The organism is Pseudomonas poae (genome assembly GCF_001439785.1).
GTDB classification, from domain to species: domain Bacteria; phylum Pseudomonadota; class Gammaproteobacteria; order Pseudomonadales; family Pseudomonadaceae; genus Aquipseudomonas; species Aquipseudomonas poae.
Genome location: NZ_JYLI01000028.1, coordinates 44,556 through 59,209, shown reverse-complemented (window position 1 = coordinate 59,209; position 14,654 = coordinate 44,556). Strand labels below are relative to the sequence as shown.

Annotated in this window: 13 protein-coding genes; 5 read left to right on the top strand and 8 right to left on the bottom strand. The window is 60.2% G+C overall.

The features are described 5' to 3' along the window. Nucleotides 1-245: 245 nt before the first annotated feature. Entirely contained in the window at nt 246-1,088 is an 843-nt protein-coding gene (locus TU75_RS24660) for a mechanosensitive ion channel family protein (RefSeq protein WP_003237665.1), read from the bottom strand. Nucleotides 1,089-1,106: 18 nt separating this feature from the next. Further along, entirely contained in the window at nt 1,107-1,592 is a 486-nt protein-coding gene (locus TU75_RS24655; RefSeq protein WP_003209785.1) for a YajQ family cyclic di-GMP-binding protein, read from the bottom strand. 123 nt (nt 1,593-1,715) lie between these two features. Between TU75_RS24655 and TU75_RS24650 the strand changes: the two genes are divergently transcribed. Genes TU75_RS24650 through TU75_RS24640 form a run of 3 tightly spaced genes read left to right on the top strand, consistent with a single transcriptional unit; the run spans nt 1,716 to nt 5,294 of the window. Further along, nucleotides 1,716-2,633: a putative 2-dehydropantoate 2-reductase gene (locus TU75_RS24650; RefSeq protein WP_060550428.1), complete on the top strand. Its 918-nt coding sequence runs from the start codon at nt 1,716-1,718 to the stop codon at nt 2,631-2,633. A 46-nt stretch (nt 2,634-2,679) separates the two neighbouring features. After that, entirely contained in the window at nt 2,680-4,713 is a 2,034-nt protein-coding gene (locus TU75_RS24645) for a sensor histidine kinase (protein WP_015372847.1), read from the top strand. Nucleotides 4,714-4,715: 2 nt separating this feature from the next. Continuing rightward, the gene (locus TU75_RS24640) at nt 4,716-5,294 is read left to right on the top strand and encodes a cob(I)yrinic acid a,c-diamide adenosyltransferase (protein WP_060550427.1); all 579 of its coding nucleotides are present in this window, start codon (nt 4,716-4,718) and stop codon (nt 5,292-5,294) included. 53 nt (nt 5,295-5,347) lie between these two features. Here the strand turns inward: TU75_RS24640 and TU75_RS24635 are convergent, their stop codons facing one another. From TU75_RS24635 to secA, 3 genes are all read right to left on the bottom strand, one after another. Next, a complete protein-coding gene (locus tag TU75_RS24635) occupies nt 5,348-6,292 on the bottom strand; it encodes a Nudix family hydrolase (protein ID WP_003237656.1) in 945 nt (314 codons plus the stop codon). 62 nt (nt 6,293-6,354) lie between these two features. After that, nucleotides 6,355-7,572 (bottom strand): bifunctional glutamate N-acetyltransferase/amino-acid acetyltransferase ArgJ, encoded by a 1,218-nt coding sequence (argJ, locus tag TU75_RS24630; RefSeq protein WP_060550426.1) that lies wholly within the window; start codon nt 7,570-7,572, stop codon nt 6,355-6,357. 123 nt (nt 7,573-7,695) lie between these two features. Further along, nucleotides 7,696-10,431 (bottom strand): preprotein translocase subunit SecA, encoded by a 2,736-nt coding sequence (gene secA, locus TU75_RS24625; protein WP_015372850.1) that lies wholly within the window; start codon nt 10,429-10,431, stop codon nt 7,696-7,698. Between the two features lie 305 nt (nt 10,432-10,736). Between secA and TU75_RS24620 the strand changes: the two genes are divergently transcribed. Next, entirely contained in the window at nt 10,737-11,192 is a 456-nt protein-coding gene (locus TU75_RS24620) for a DUF721 domain-containing protein (RefSeq protein ID WP_003237650.1), read from the top strand. A gap of 4 nt (nt 11,193-11,196) precedes the next feature. On the opposite strand, the gene TU75_RS24615 is transcribed toward TU75_RS24620, so the two are convergent. The 3 genes from TU75_RS24615 to purU form a co-directional block, all read right to left on the bottom strand. After that, a complete protein-coding gene (locus TU75_RS24615) occupies nt 11,197-12,675 on the bottom strand; it encodes a helicase HerA-like domain-containing protein (protein WP_015372851.1) in 1,479 nt (492 codons plus the stop codon). A 122-nt stretch (nt 12,676-12,797) separates the two neighbouring features. Next, a complete protein-coding gene (locus tag TU75_RS27830; protein ID WP_003237646.1) occupies nt 12,798-12,968 on the bottom strand; it encodes a hypothetical protein in 171 nt (56 codons plus the stop codon). An 82-nt stretch (nt 12,969-13,050) separates the two neighbouring features. Then, entirely contained in the window at nt 13,051-13,899 is an 849-nt protein-coding gene (gene purU / locus TU75_RS24610; protein ID WP_003237644.1) for a formyltetrahydrofolate deformylase, read from the bottom strand. Between the two features lie 347 nt (nt 13,900-14,246). On the opposite strand from purU, the gene mvaT reads away from it, so the two are divergent. Next, a complete protein-coding gene (gene mvaT / locus TU75_RS24605) occupies nt 14,247-14,621 on the top strand; it encodes a histone-like nucleoid-structuring protein MvaT (protein ID WP_003237642.1) in 375 nt (124 codons plus the stop codon). The last annotated feature ends 33 nt before the right edge of the window (nt 14,622-14,654 follow it).

Genomic DNA, 14,654 nt, shown 5'->3' with positions numbered 1-14,654 from the left:
GGAAGGAAAGTATTAATATCGCGCATAAGAACGCCGGTTTGGTAGATGTGTTTGCTCGCACGAACATCATCAATCAAATCGGCGTTCTTGTTTCTGTGTTTCCCGGGATTCCGTGAAGAACCTTTTTTATTGCAAAACTGTTTCAGCAAAACTAACTAGCAAGCTAAGTAACTATGTTCGCGCGTTATATTCAATCTTCGCATTTAACCTGACCTAACGGCCAAGTTAAACGCAACACTTCCCTATTACTTCGCCGGCGCTTCCTGCATGACACGAATAACCCGCTGTGGAAACGGAATATCAATCCCCGCCCCTTTCAAACGGTCGCGCGCCAGTTCATTGAGCATGAACACCACATCCCAATAATCCGGCGTGTTAGTCCAGCAGCGCAGCGAAACCGTGATCGAGCTGTCACCCAAGGTCGAAACCACAGCCGCCGGCGCAGGATCAGCCAGCACACGCGGATCCTTTGCCAGCTCCAGCAGCACTTCACGGGCTTTCTGCAGGTCGGCCTCATAGTCCACGCCCACGTCGAACACCACCTTGCGGGTCGGTTGGCGGTTGGTGTTGGTAATGATGCCGTTGGACAAGATGCCATTGGGCACGATCACGGTCTTGTTGTCACCGGTGCGCAACACGGTGTGGAAGATCTGGATGCTGTCGACCGTGCCGGAGGTGCCCTGGGCTTCGATCCAGTCGCCGATGCGAAACGGACGGAACAGCAGAATCAGCACACCACCGGCAAAGTTGGCCAGGCTGCCTTGCAAGGCCAGGCCGATGGCCAGGGTTGCGGCACCGATGGCAGCAACGAACGAGGTGGTCGCCACGCCGATCATCGAGGCCACGCTGACCACCAGCATCACTTTCAGCGCGATGTTCGCCAGGCTGGTGATGAAGTGCTGCAGCGCCAGGTCCGCTTTACGCAGGGCCAGCAAGCGCCCGACGCGATTGGTAAAGACATTGATCAGCCACCAGCCAATGGCCAGGGTAATCACGGCCAGCAACACGCGGCTGCCGTATTCCATGATCATCGGGATCCAGGACTGCGAGGTCTTGATCAAGTGATCCATTTCAGCGTTCAAATCCATCTATCTTCTCCTTTGCAATCAGTCGCGGAAGTTATTGAACTGCAGCGGCATGTCGAACGTCTTGGCGCGCAGGGCCGCAATGGCCTCTTGCAGGTCGTCACGTTTCTTGCCGGTGATCCGCACCTGCTCACCCTGAATGGCGGCCTGCACCTTGAGCTTGGCATCCTTGACGTGAGCGACGATCTTCTTCGCCAGCTCCTTGTCGATGCCTTCCTTGAGCACAGCTTCCTGTTTCATCAGCTTGCCGGAGGCGTAGGCGTCCTTGATTTCAAGGCACTGCGCGTCGATCTTGCGCTTGACCAGCGACAGCTTGAGGATCTCGATCATCGCTTCCAGCTGGAAATCTGCTTCAGCGGTCAGGTTGACGGTCAATTCCTTTTCCTTGAACTCAAAGCTGCCCTTGCCTTTCAGGTCATAGCGGCGGTCCAGTTCCTTGACGGCGTTCTCGACGGCGTTGGTGACTTCGTGTTTGTCCAGTTCGGATACCACGTCGAACGAAGGCATGTCATTTCTCCAATATAAGGGGCAGACTCAGTAAAGATGGAGCGCGCCCGAGCTAAAATGCCGGGGCATTATAGCGACTCTTTCGTCCCGTTCATCGCAGTCGACCCAATGGAGCACAAACCGATGCCAACCACCTGGCACATTCTCGGCGCGGGCAGTCTTGGCACCCTCTGGGCCACACGCCTGGCGCGTGCCGGCGTGCCGGTGCGGTTGATTCTGCGCAACAAGGAGCGACTGGAAAGCTACCAGGCAGGGCCTGGACTCACCCTGGTCGAGCAAGGTGTTGCGCACATTTACCCGGTGGGCGCCGAAACGCCCGACAGCCCTGAGCCAATCCATCGCCTGCTGGTGGCATGCAAAGCCTACGACGCACCACGCGCTGTCGCACAACTGCAACACCGTCTTGCGCCGCACGCCGAGCTGATCCTGCTGCAGAACGGCCTGGGCAGCCAAGACACGGTGGCCGCTCAGCAGCCTCACGCCCACTGCATATTCGCCTCCAGCACCGAGGGCGCGTTTCGCGACGGTGAGTGGCGCGTGGTATTCGCCGGGCATGGCTACACCTGGTTGGGGGACGCGGCCAGTCCGACAGCGCCGCCATGGCTGGATGACCTGCACGCTGCCGGTATCCCCCATGAATGGAGCGACGATATTCTCACGCGCCTGTGGCGCAAGCTGGCGCTCAATTGCGCGGTCAACCCGCTGACCGTGCTTCATCAATGTCGCAACGGTGGCCTGCAGGCGCACCCGCGTGAAGTCGCAACACTGTGCACCGAGTTGGCCGAGCTGCTTGAGTACTGCGGTCAACCAGCGGCCGCGCAGGATCTTCACGCTGAAGTGCAACGGGTGATCCAGGCCACTGCCGCCAATTTTTCCTCCATGTATCAGGACGTGGCCAACCTGCGCCGTACCGAAATCAGCTACCTGCTGGGTTACGCCTGCCAGGCTGCCGCCCGCCATCAGTTGCCCGTGCCCCATCTGCGCGCCGTGCAGGCGCGCCTGGTCGAGCAGTTGGTGGCCCGCGGATTGCCCAGCGACTGAGGCACGCGCTACCCTGCCTGCCTGTCTCTTAACGGCGAACACCCTGATGCCCCTGCGCCAGCGTCTTGAAAACCTTCCGGTCGGCCAGAAACTGCTGGCCGCGCTGTTGGTGCTGCTGACCACCGTGTTGCTGGTGGCCAACCTCACCTTTATCAGCGCCGCCTACTGGATTTCCCAGGAAAGCATGGCGCCGCAGGCGTTACAGGCCATTGGCCGGTTAGTGTCCAACCCGGCCCTTGCCGCCGAGGCCCTCGAATCGCCGGCCAAGGCCGATGCCCTGCTCAACGAATTGACCAGCTATTCACCGCTGCGCGCCGCTGCGCTGTACGACGGCGAAGGTAATCGCCTGGCACAGATGCAACATGGCGACCGACTGCACCTGCCGGACACCTATCGGCATATCGAGGCGTGGCGCGTCACCGAGTTTCGCAGCAACCAGGTCATCACCCTGCCCCGTCCCGGCCAGGCATCCGGGCATTTGCTGCTGGTGGCCAGCAGCGAACTGCCCGTGGCGTTCTACACCGGCACCCTGACCGCCAGCCTTGGCATCCTGATTTTCAGCGTGCTGTTGTGGCTGGTGATCGCCCGCCAGATCAAGCGATTGATCACCCGGCCCATTTATGAGCTGGAAGAACTGTCCCGCCAAGTGACGCGCGAAGAGAACTACGCATTGCGCGCCGGGCGCGGCAACCACGACGAAATCGGCAGCCTGGCGGAAGCATTCAATACCATGTTGTCGCGCATCGAAGCGCGCGAACAGCAGCTCAAGCGCGCCCGGGACGACTCCCAGGCGGCCTATGACCAGGCGCAAGGTCTGGCCGAAGAAACGCGTCACACCAACCGCAAGCTCGAACTGGAAGTGCAGGTTCGCAGCAAGATCGAGAAAAAACTCACCGGTTTCCAGAATTATCTCAACAGCATTATCGACTCAATGCCCTCGGCGCTGATTGCGCTGGATGAGCAACTGTATGTCACCCAATGGAACCAGGAGGCCAGCGCGCTTTCCGGTACGCGCCTGGATGAAGCGCTGAACCAGCCGATCTTCCTCGCGTTCGAGCCGCTCAAGCCGTTTCTGCCGCAGATCAAGGCCACGATCGAGCAGCACGTGGTGGAGCGCATCGAACGCGTCACCTGGATCAAGGATGACGAGCCCAAGCATTATGCCCTCACCTTCTACCCGCTGACGGGCGGCGCGGGACGCGGTGTGGTGATCCGCATCGACGACATCACTCAGCGCCTTTCCTTGGAAGAAATGATGGTGCAGTCGGAAAAAATGCTTTCCGTCGGCGGTCTCGCGGCCGGCATGGCCCATGAAATCAATAATCCGCTGGGCGCGATTCTGCACAACGTGCAGAACATCCGCCGCCGGCTGTCGGCGGACTTGCCGAAAAACCAGGAACACGCCGAACAGGCCGGCATCGAGCTGGCAACGGTCAATCGCTACCTCGAAGGCCGCGAAGTGCCGCAATTGCTCGACGGCATCCAGCAAGCCGGGGCGCGGGCGGCGAAGATCGTCACCCATATGCTCAGCTTCAGCCGCCGCAGCAACCGGCAAATGGCGCCCTGCGACTTACCCGCGCTGATCGATCAGGCCGTGGAAATCGCCGGCAATGATTTTGACCTGACCATTGGCTTCGACTTCAAGGGGCAGGCGATCATTCGTCAATTCGACCCGCACTTGGGCCCGGTGCCTGGTACTGCCAACGAACTGGAACAAGTGCTGCTCAACCTGCTGAAAAATGCCGCCCAGGCCATTCACCTGCGCGACGACGGCGAGCCGGGGCGGATCATCCTGCGCACCCGCCTCAACCCGCCGTGGGCCGAAATCCAGGTGGAAGATAACGGCATCGGCATGAGCGAAAGCGTGCGCAAGCGCACTTTCGAACCGTTCTTCACCACCAAGGAAATCGGTCAGGGCACCGGGCTTGGGCTGTCAGTGTCGTATTTCATCATCACCAACAACCACAAGGGCCAGATGGAAGTGCATTCCACCTTGGGCCAGGGCACCTGCTTTACCTTGCGCTTGCCTCTGGCCGGCAGCCAATTGTCCCCCACTGCACTTACTCAACTGGAGCAATGACCATGGGCTTTCGCCTGTCGAAGATCTACACCCGCACTGGCGACCAGGGCGAAACCGGCCTGGGCGACGGCCGCCGCGTGCCCAAGGATCACCCGCGCGTGGAGGCCATTGGTGAAGTCGATACGCTCAACAGCCAATTGGGCCTGCTGCTGGCCACTCTGGAAGAGCAGAGCGGCAAGCACCCGGAACTCAGGGAGGTGATTGAAGTACTGACGCCTTGCCAGCATCGCCTGTTCGACCTCGGCGGCGAGCTGGCGATGCCGGTTTACAAAGCATTGAATGCGGCCGAGGTGGACCGGCTGGAAGCAGCCATTGACCGCTGGAACGAAGAAGTCGGGCCGCTGGAAAACTTCATCCTGCCCGGTGGCTCAGCCTTGATTGCCCAGGCACACGTATGCCGTAGTCTGGCACGCAGCGCGGAGCGTCGGTGTCAGCACCTGAACGCGGTTGAGCCGCTTGAAGGGGTGGGGCTTGCGTATATCAATCGGCTGTCGGATCTGCTGTTTGTGGCGGCGCGAGTGATTGCCAAGCGCCAGAGTGTGGCTGAGGTGCTGTGGCAGGCGGCGGCCAAGCCGCACTGATTATGCAGTGGGTTGTCTGGCCTCATCGGGAGCAAGCCCCCTCCTGCCACCCCTCAAATCTGTGGCCAGAACGCCCTGATACCCGCCACACCCTGAGCCCCTGCCGCCCACGCCTGCTCCCGCTCGGCAGGCCCTACCCCGCCCAACAGAAATACCGGCTTGCTGAACCCGGCAATCAACTGTGCCGCCTGTTCCCAGCCCAGGGGCTGCGCATCCGGGTGGGTCTGGGTCGGTTGCACGGGCGATAACGTCACAAAATCCACGTCCATCAATTCCGCCAACGCCAGTTCCTCGGCGTTATGGCAGGACGCAGCCAGCCAACGGTCCTTGGGCAACGGCCTTCCTTTGCTCGCGTATTTGCGCAGTTGCGCCGAGGTCACGTGCCAACCCGCCGCAGGAAAATCCCCCAGCCATTCAAATGGCCCCTTGAGCATCAGTTGCGCTTTACCGGCGCACAGCCCCACCGCATCCACCGCCAGGTCGCGGTATTTGGGGTCGTAACCATTGGGGGCGCGCAGTTGAATCAGCTTGATGCCGGAGGCGACAGCCTGCTGGATGCCACGCAACAGCGTCGGGGTTTCCAGCTCGCCGGGGGTGATCAGGTAGTCGGCAGGCAGGCGCGCGGCCGCGACAATCGGCGTGTTGGCTGCGGGAAACGCATAGTTGAGCAGATCCCGAGGAGCCACCCACTCCAGCGGCTGCCCTTCGACGCCGTGAGGCTCGCCGGTAAACGCCGAGACTTCCCAGACATCCAGCAACACCTGCTTGTCCGGATAGTCATGCTGCACCTTGATCAATGGCCGCGCCGTCGTGACCTGAATACCCAACTCTTCCTGCAGTTCGCGGGACAGCGCGGTGGCGACCGACTCGTCAGTCTCCACCTTGCCACCGGGAAACTCCCACAAACCGCCCTGATGCTGGGTGTCGGCACGGCGTGCCAGCAGGATCCTGCCGTCGGCACCGCGGATCACCGCCGCTGCTACATGTACTCGTTTCACGCCACTGCTTCCTCGTGTGGTAACCCCTGCAAGAGCAAGCGCTTACAGGGGGAGGGTCATTTTCAGGTGCGATATTCCGCGTTGATCTTCACGTACTCGTGGGACAGATCAGTGGTCCAGATGGTTTCGCTGCAATCGCCGCGGCCCAGCTCGATGCGGATGATGATTTCTTCCTGCTGCATCACTGCCGAACCCTGCGCCTCGGTGTAGGTTTCGGCCCGCGCGCCACGGCTGGCGATGCACACGTCACCAAGAAACACGTCGATCTTGCTCACGTCCAGTTCCGGCACGCCGGCGCGGCCGACGGCGGCGAGGATGCGCCCCCAGTTCGGGTCGGAGGCGAACAGTGCAGTCTTGATCAGCGGCGAATGGGCCACGGTGTAACCCACGTCCAGGCATTCCTGATGATTGCCGCCACCATTGACTTCAACGGTGACGAACTTGGTCGCACCTTCACCGTCGCGCACGATGGCCTGGGCGACGTCCATGCACACTTCAAACACCGCCTGTTTCAACGCTGCGAACAGCGGGCCGGTGGCGTCGGTGATTTCCGGCAGGTTGGCCTGGCCGGTGGCAATCAGCATGCAGCAGTCGTTGGTCGAGGTGTCGCCATCGATGGTGATGCGGTTGAACGACTTGTTGGCGCCGTCCAGGATCAGGCTGTGCAGAACGTTGCGCGACACCTTGGCGTCGGTGGCAATGTAGCCGAGCATGGTGGCCATGTTCGGGCGGATCATGCCCGCGCCCTTACTGATGCCGGTGACCGTGACGGTCACGCCGTCATGCACGAACTGGCGGCTCGCGCCCTTGGGCAGGGTGTCGGTGGTCATGATGCCGGTGGCCGCTGCCGCCCAGTTATCCACAGACAAATCATCCAGCGCGGCCTGCAAGGCTCCTTCGATTTTCTCGACCGGCAGTGGCTCGCCGATCACGCCGGTGGAGTAAGGCAGCACCTGGCTGGCATCCACGCCTGTCAATTGCGCAAGCTTTGCACAGGTGCGCGCAGCGGCAACCAGGCCGGGCTCGCCCGTACCGGCATTGGCATTGCCGGTGTTGGTCAGCAGGTACCGAATCGGGCCGGCTACGCGCTGTTTGGCCAGAATGACGGGCGCTGCACAAAACGCATTGAGGGTAAACACGCCAGCGACGGTCGAACCCTCGGCACAGCGCATCACTACCACATCCTTGCGACCCGGACGCTTGATGCCGGCCGAAGCAATACCGAGCTCAAAACCGGCCACCGGGTGCAATGTGGGCAAAGGACCAAGACCAACAGCCATGAATGCGCTCCTCAACAATAGATGATGTCTGTGCCGTCTTGATTGACGGTGAGATTAATTGCAAAACGCCGCGACGGCAGAGGCCGGTCGCGGCGCGGGGTGCTGCAGCGTCAGGCGCAAATCCTAGTTGATTTCGCCGTGGCAGTGTTTGTACTTCTTGCCCGAACCGCACCAGCACAGTTCGTTGCGGCCCAGCTTCTGATCGTTGCGCACCGGGGTTTGCGCCAGGGCTACATCGATCTCTTCGCCAAGCACTTGCGGCGCGTCCAGGCCCGGTGCCTCGTCATGCTGGAACTGCATGCGCGCGGCCAGTGCCTCGGCTTCCTCGCGCAGACGTGCCTCCTCTTCGATCGGGTCTTCGCGACGCACCTGAACGTGGGACAGCACGCGAATCGAATCGCGCTTGATCGAATCGAGCAACTCGGAGAACAGCGTGAACGACTCGCGCTTGTACTCCTGCTTCGGGTTCTTCTGGGCATAGCCGCGCAAGTGGATACCGTGACGCAGGTGGTCCATGGTCGACAGGTGGTCTTTCCACAGGTCGTCCAGCACGCGCAGTACGATCTGTTTCTCGAACGTGCGCAGGGCTTCGGCGCTCGCCTGCTCTTCTTTCTCGTTGTACGCGGCCAAAAGCTCTGTCATCAGCTTCTCGCGCAGCGTCTCTTCGTACAGGTGATCGTCTTCGTCCAGCCATTGCTGAACCGGCAGGTCGACACCGAAGTCGCTCTTGAGCGCCGCTTCCAGACCGGCAACGTCCCACTGCTCAGGCAGGGACTGTGGCGGAATGTGTGCGGCCACGGTGGCGTTGAGCACATCCTGACGGAAGTCGGCAATGGTCTCGCCAATGTTGTCGGCGGCCAGCAACGTGTTACGCATGTGATAAATCACTTTACGCTGTTCGTTGTTGACGTCGTCGAACTCGAGCAGTTGCTTGCGGATGTCGAAGTTGCGCCCTTCAACCTTGCGCTGGGCCTTCTCGATGGCGTTGGTCACCATGCGGTGCTCGATCGCCTCGCCGGATTGCATGCCCAGGGCCTTCATGAAGTTTTTCACGCGGTCCGAGGCGAAGATACGCATCAGGCTGTCTTCCAGGGACAGGTAGAAACGGCTGGAACCGGCGTCACCCTGACGACCGGCACGGCCACGCAGCTGGTTGTCGATACGACGCGATTCGTGACGCTCGGAAGCGATCACCTGCAGGCCACCGGATTCCAGCACGGCCTGATGGCGTTTCTGCCAGTCGGCCTTGATCTGGGCGACCTGCTCGGGCGTCGGGTCGTCCAGCGAAGCCACTTCCACTTCCCAGTTGCCGCCCAACAGGATGTCGGTACCACGACCGGCCATGTTGGTCGCGATGGTCAGCGCGCCTGGGCGACCAGCCTGGGCGATGATCTCGGCTTCCTTTTCGTGGAATTTGGCGTTGAGGACCTTGTGCTCGATGCCTTCCTTGTTGAGCAGGTTGGACACATGCTCGGACGTCTCGATGGTCGCGGTGCCCACCAGGATCGGGCGGCCCTGGGCCATGCCGTCCTTGATGTCGTTGATGATCGCCGCGTATTTCTCTTCGGCGGTCAGGAACACCAGGTCGTTGAAGTCCTTGCGCGCCAGCGGCTTGTTCGGCGGGATAACCACCACCGACAGACCGTAGATCTGATGGAATTCGAAGGCTTCGGTGTCGGCCGTACCGGTCATGCCGGACAGTTTGTTGTACAGACGGAAGTAGTTCTGGAAGGTGGTGGACGCCAACGTCTGGCTTTCGGCCTGGATGTTGAGCACTTCCTTGGCCTCGATGGCCTGGTGCAGGCCCTCGGACAGGCGACGACCCGGCATGGTACGGCCGGTGTGTTCGTCAACCAGCACGACCTGGCCGTCCTGGACGATGTATTCGACGTTGCGGTGGAACAGTTTGTGGGCACGCAGGCCGGCATACACATGGGTCAACAGGCCCAGGTTGTGCGCCGAATAGAGGCTCTCGCCTTCAGCCAGCAGGCCGATCTGGGTCAGCATGTCTTCTACATACTGGTGACCGGCTTCATTGAGTTCGACCTGGCGGGTCTTCTCGTCGATGGTGAAGTGACCTTCTTTGGTCACCACGCCTTCCACTTCCTCGATGTGCTGTTCCAGGCGCGGGATCAACTTGTTGATCTCGGTGTACAGACGCGAGCTGTCTTCGGCCTGGCCGGAGATGATCAGCGGGGTACGGGCTTCGTCGATCAGGATGGAGTCGACTTCGTCGATCACGGCAAAATTGAGTTCGCGCTGGAATTTTTCTTCCATGCTGAACGCCATGTTGTCGCGCAGGTAGTCGAACCCGAATTCGTTGTTGGTGCCGTAGGTGATGTCGGCGGCGTAGGCGGCACGCTTCTCTTCCGGCGGCTGGAACGGCGTGACTACGCCGACGGTGAGGCCGAGGAATTCATACAGCGGACGCATCCAGTTGGCGTCCCGGCGGGCCAGGTAGTCGTTCACGGTCACAACGTGCACGCCCTTGCCGGACAGTGCGTTGAGGTAAACGCCCAGTGTCGCCACCAGGGTCTTGCCTTCACCGGTACGCATTTCGGCGATCATGCCTTCATGCAAGGTCATGCCGCCGATCAACTGGACGTCGAAGTGGCGCATGCCCATTACGCGCTTGCCGGCTTCACGGGCAACCGCAAAGGCTTCGGGCAGCAGTTTGTCGAGGGTTTCACCTTTGGCTATGCGGGCCTTGAACTCTTGGGTCTTGGCGCGCAATTGCTCGTCGGAAAGGGCAACCATCTGCTCTTCGAAAGCATTGACCAGCTGCACCGTCTTGAGCATGCGTTTGACTTCGCGCTCATTCTTGCTTCCAAAAAGTTTCTTTAACAAAGGCGCAAACATATCGGCAGGTTCTTCCACACATAGGGATGGAGGGCGCACCGTCAGTGGCCCGAGCAGCCCTCACGGCCGCATGCGAACGCGCATTCTACCCGGAAACGTGGGTGAGGAAAGTGGCGTTGTTCCCAGATGCTGGCATGAGGCTGTGAGAGGGCCTGTTTAAAATAAGGGCTTTTGCGCGAACTTCAACCCGTCAGGTGCAGAAGTTACTTATTGATTTCACGGGAAAAGCCGTGCATCGGCATTGCCCGGGGCCGCCTGGGTGCTTTCTGTTAAGATGGCCGCTCTGTTACTTAAGGTGTCCGCTCATGGCATTTCGCCCTCTCACAGCCCGCGCACCCAGCGTGTTGCTTCGCGAAGCCAAGCCGTTGAAAGCCATCTTCGGCCACGCCCAACGCCTGGGCCACCTGCAACGCCTGCTCGAAAGCCAACTGCAACCGGCCGCACGCGAACATTGTCACGTGGCGTCCTGGCGTGAAGGCAATTTGCTGCTGATCGTCACCGACGGCCATTGGGCGACCCGCCTGCGCTACCAGCAAAAACGCCTGCAGCGGCAATTGATGGTATTTGATGAGTTCGCCAGCCTGACGCGCATCCAGTTCAAGGTACAGCCGCCTACCGTGCAGCAAGGTGCGGTCGGCCATACGATGGATCTGTCGGAGAATGCCGCCGAAACCATCCAGGCCACGGCCGACGGGATCAGCGATCCAGGCTTGCGCGCGGCGCTGGAACGGCTCGCCGCCCACGCCAGGCCCAAGGCCTGAGCCGCTACTTGCGCTTGCTGCCGCCGAGCAACGAGCCCAGTAAACCGCGCACCAACTGCCGCCCTATTTGATTGGCGGCCTGCTGCATCGCGGATTTGAGCGCCTTGCCTGCCGCCGTTCCCAGAAACGCGCCGGCCTTGTCGGTGAAGCTCGGTTCCTGAGCTGCAGGCGCAGACGCTGCGCCTGGCCCCAGCGCCTTGCGTGCCATCAGCACTTCATAGGCGGATTCGCGATCAATCGGTTTGTCATAGCGGCCTTGCAGGGGCGAACTGGCGATCAGCGCCGCACGCTCGACCTCGCTGAGCGGGCCGATCCGCGATTGTGGCGGCGCCACCAGCACCCGCTGGACCACCTCCGGCGTGCCCTTTTCCTGCAAGGTGCCGACCAACGCCTCACCCGTGCCCAGCTCCGTCAGCACCGTTAAGGCATCGAACGCCGGGTTCGCACGGAAACCCTCAGCCACGGCGCGCAGCGATTTCTGCTCTTTAGTGGTGAACGCACGCAGGCCGTGCTGGATACGCAGGCCGAGCTGCGCGAGCACGGTGTCAGGCAGATCCCCTGGGGACTGCGTGACGAAATACACGCCAACGCCTTTGGAGCGAATCAACCGCACCACTTGCTCCAGCCGATCCTGCAAGGCCTTGGGAGTATCGGCAAACAACAAATGGGCCTCATCGAAGAACAGTGCCAGCAACGGCTTTTCGGCATCGCCGCGCTCCGGCAATTGTTCGAACAGCTCCGCCAGGAGCCATAACAGGAACGTGGCGTACACCTTTGGTGCTTCATGCACGAGACGGCTGGCATCCAATAGATGAATACGGCCACGGCCATCTGCTGCGGGCTGCAAGATATCTTCAAGTTGCAACGCGGGCTCGCCGAACAAGGCGTCGGCGCCCTGCTGTTCCAGCACCGCCAGACGTCGCAGCAGCGCCTGGCTGGAGCCCGTGTTCATCAATGCCGCGTCATCGCCCAGCAGTTGCGGGTGATAGTGCAGGTGATTGAGCAGCGCCTTGAGATCCTTGAGGTCCAGCAGCAACAGGCCTTCGCGGTCGGCCACCTTGAAGGCGGCGTACAGCGCCGACTGCTGGCTGTCGGTGAGTTCCAACAGGCTGCCGAGCAGGAGCGGGCCCATTTCGCTGATGGTGGTGCGCAATGGATGACCGGACTGGCCGTGGATATCCCACAGCGTGACGGGGTAAGCCTTGGCGGTGTAATTAATGAAAGGCATGCCGGCGATACGCTCGGCCACCTTGCCCTGGGGATTGGCGGCGGCGCCCAGGCCACAGAGGTCACCTTTGATGTCGGCGGCAAATACCGCCACACCCGCATCGCTGAACGCTTCCGCCAGGCGTTGCAAGGTGACGGTCTTGCCAGTGCCCGTGGCTCCGGCAATCAATCCGTGACGATTGGCCAGGCGCATGGGCTGGGCTATGGGCTGGCCGTCTGAGTCGGCACCGATAAGCAGTTGTGTGGAATCAGGCATTTCGTCACCCATGGTTGATCTCCAATGCCGCAGGTAGGCGCTTGGAATATTAAGACATTAGCGGCCCCTTCAAGCGATGAATAAAAATCTGCGCTTGAAGGATGGGCAACGTTCGACCCTCATCAGTCTTTTTCAGGCTCGGGCTTGCTGCGCTCGCGTTCCCATAACTGGGCGGCACCGGGAAAATCCGTGCCGTCTTCACTGTTCAGTTCATCCGGGTCATAACGGCTCAAACAGCCTTCGCCCAGGGTCGCCGGGGCCTTTGCGGTGGCTTTGTCCAAAGGGTCATTCATGACTCAATCCTCGACGTTCAGGCAAAGAAAAAGGGCCTGGGACGATTTAACGCCCAGGCCCTCGATTCTTCAATCGCCGTGATCAGAACACGACCGTCTTGTTGCCATGCACCAGCACGCGATCTTCCAGGTGATAACGCAGGCCACGGGCCAGCACCATCTTCTCGACGTCACGGCCGAAACGCACCATGTCTTCAATGCTGTCGCTGTGGCTGACACGCACCACGTCCTGCTCGATGATCGGGCCAGCATCCAGCTCTTCGGTGACGTAGTGACAGGTTGCGCCAATCAACTTCACGCCGCGCAGGGATGCCTGATGGTAAGGCTTGGCACCCACAAACGAGGGCAGGAAGCTGTGGTGAATGTTGATCACCCTGCCGGCGTATTCACGGCACAGTTCCGGCGGCAGGATTTGCATGTAGCGCGCCAGCACCACCACGTCGGCTTCATGCTGCCCGACCAGACGGGAAACCTCGGCGAACGCCGGCTCCTTGTCCTGCGGATTGACCGGCACGTGGTAATACGGGATGCCATGCCACTCGACCATGCTGCGCAGGTCGTCATGGTTGGAGATCACGCAGGCAATCTCGCAGTCCAGCTCATCGCTGTGCCAGCGGTGCAGCAAGTCGGCCAGGCAGTGGGACTCACGGCTGGCCATCAGCACCACACGTTTTTTCTGCTCGGTGTCCGTGATATGCCAGGTCATCGAAAACTCTTCGGCAATCGGCGCAAACGCCTCGCGGAAGGCTTGCAGACCAAAGGGAAGCGTGTCGGCACGTATTTCGTGACGCATGAAAAACCAACCGCTGAGATCGTCCGAGTGATGGCTCGCCTCGGTGATCCAACCGTTATGGGAGGCCAGAAAGTTACTGACTTTGGCAACGATGCCAACCCGGTCCGGGCAAGCAATCACCAGCCGAAAAGTGCGCATTAGGGGGAAACTCCAGAACTTCGCAAAGGCCGCCATTCTAGCGATTGCGCAGAAAAACTGCAGTATTCCTTCACGCTTATTCTGCGCTACGCTCTGCCGGTGCCCCTTAATTGTGTAAGGTTTTACCGCATTTACTTAAATCTACAACCTCACGCGTGGGCAGTAAGCGGGACATTAATCAGAAGGTCGTTGCGCATACCGCTACTTATTAACTCGATTGCATCGCGTGGCTGCTTACATTCAGAGTAATTCACCCGAATACACGCTTAAATGTTTACTTGAGCAAATTGCCTGACTATTATTGGCGCACTGTCCCTGTCATCAGCGTTCTACATAAGGTAGTCCACATGTCCCTGATCAACGAATACCGCGCCACCGAAGAAGCCATCAAAGAGCTGCAAGCCCGTTTGAAGAATTTGTCCCAAGACGACAAACTGAAAACCGAGCTGGAATTTGAAGGCAAACTGCGCACCTTGATGGGTGAATACTCCAAGTCGCTGCGCGACATCATCGCGCTGCTCGATCCAGAGTCGAAAGTTAAAGCACCGCGTGGCGCTGTGAAAACTACCGGCACCAAACGTGCTCGCAAGGTCAAGCAATACAAAAACCCGCACAACGGTGAAGTGATTGAAACCAAAGGTGGCAACCACAAGACGCTGAAAGAGTGGAAAGCCAAGTGGGGCGGTGACGTGGTTGAAGGTTGGTCCACTCTGCTCGGCTAAGCCTTGCCAGGTCCTGCCTGATTTGCGACACCC

Bases quoted from the DNA above. Each gene is read 5' to 3' on its own strand.
- TU75_RS24660 (WP_003237665.1), bottom strand. From the start codon at position 1,088: ATGGATTTGAACGCTGAAATGGATCACTTGATCAAGACCTCGCAGTCC.
- TU75_RS24655 (WP_003209785.1), bottom strand. From the start codon at position 1,592: ATGCCTTCGTTCGACGTGGTATCCGAACTGGACAAACACGAAGTCACC.
- TU75_RS24650 (WP_060550428.1), top strand. From the start codon at position 1,716: ATGCCAACCACCTGGCACATTCTCGGCGCGGGCAGTCTTGGCACCCTC.
- TU75_RS24645 (WP_015372847.1), top strand. From the start codon at position 2,680: ATGCCCCTGCGCCAGCGTCTTGAAAACCTTCCGGTCGGCCAGAAACTG.
- TU75_RS24640 (WP_060550427.1), top strand. From the start codon at position 4,716: ATGGGCTTTCGCCTGTCGAAGATCTACACCCGCACTGGCGACCAGGGC.
- argJ (WP_060550426.1), bottom strand. From the start codon at position 7,572: ATGGCTGTTGGTCTTGGTCCTTTGCCCACATTGCACCCGGTGGCCGGT.
- secA (WP_015372850.1), bottom strand. From the start codon at position 10,431: ATGTTTGCGCCTTTGTTAAAGAAACTTTTTGGAAGCAAGAATGAGCGC.
- TU75_RS24620 (WP_003237650.1), top strand. From the start codon at position 10,737: ATGGCATTTCGCCCTCTCACAGCCCGCGCACCCAGCGTGTTGCTTCGC.
- TU75_RS24615 (WP_015372851.1), bottom strand. From the start codon at position 12,675: ATGCCTGATTCCACACAACTGCTTATCGGTGCCGACTCAGACGGCCAG.
- TU75_RS27830 (WP_003237646.1), bottom strand. From the start codon at position 12,968: ATGAATGACCCTTTGGACAAAGCCACCGCAAAGGCCCCGGCGACCCTG.
- purU (WP_003237644.1), bottom strand. From the start codon at position 13,899: ATGCGCACTTTTCGGCTGGTGATTGCTTGCCCGGACCGGGTTGGCATC.
- mvaT (WP_003237642.1), top strand. From the start codon at position 14,247: ATGTCCCTGATCAACGAATACCGCGCCACCGAAGAAGCCATCAAAGAG.